The 803-nt window shown below is 71.2% G+C and carries 1 protein-coding gene; it reads left to right on the plus strand.

What is annotated here, in order from left to right; all coding sequences use genetic code 11:
• A partial coding sequence (locus AB4039_RS42240) for a beta-ketoacyl synthase N-terminal-like domain-containing protein (protein ID WP_442273309.1) occupies positions 1-803 on the plus strand: 803 nt, incomplete at both ends.

An 803-nucleotide genomic window follows, 5' to 3' on the forward strand; every position in this document is an offset into this window, starting at 1 on the left:
AGTCCAGTGCGCACCCCGTCCTCACCATCGGGATCCAGGAGGCCGCCGAGGCCGCCGGTGTCGACGTCCTGGCGACCGGTTCCCTGCGCCGTGACGAAGGCGGACTCCAGCGCTTCCTGACGTGTGCCGCCGAGCTCTTCGTGCGCGGCGTCGACATCGACTGGGCGCAGCTCTTCGAGGGCACCGGCGCCCGCCGCGTCGACCTGCCCACCTACGCCTTCCAGCGCACCCACCACTGGCTGGGCTCCGGAGCGCCCGACGACCCGGCGCGGTCTTCGGCCGACACGGCCACGGAGACCCTGCTCAGCCGCGAACTGCGTGGTCGCTCCGAGAACGAGCAGCTCGACCACGTACTGGACCTGGTACGCGTCCACGCGGCCACCATCCTCGGCCACATCTCCGCCGCGGCGATCGCGGCCGAGAAGACCTTCAAGGAGCAGGGCTTCGAGTCGGTCGACGGCATCGAGCTGCGCAACCGGCTGCGCGCCGCGACCGGCCTGCGCCTCCCCACGACCCTCATCTACGACGCCCCCACCCCGCTCGCCGTCGCTCGCCTGATCCGGGACGCGGCCGTCGAGACGCTCCAGGAGCAGGCCCCCTCGGTATCCGCCGAGGAGGCGCCCCGGCAAGCCGCCGTCGAACCCCTTTCGGTCGACGAGCCGATCGCGATCGTGGGGATGGCGTGCCGTTTTCCGGGTGGGGTGAGTTCTCCGGAGGGGTTGTGGGATCTGGTGTCCTCGGGTGTGGACGCGGTGTCCGGTTTCCCGGTGGACCGTGGGTGGGACGTGGAGGGGCTGTTTGAT

Source organism: Streptomyces sp. M-16 (assembly GCF_052114405.1).
GTDB lineage: Bacteria > Actinomycetota > Actinomycetes > Streptomycetales > Streptomycetaceae > Streptomyces.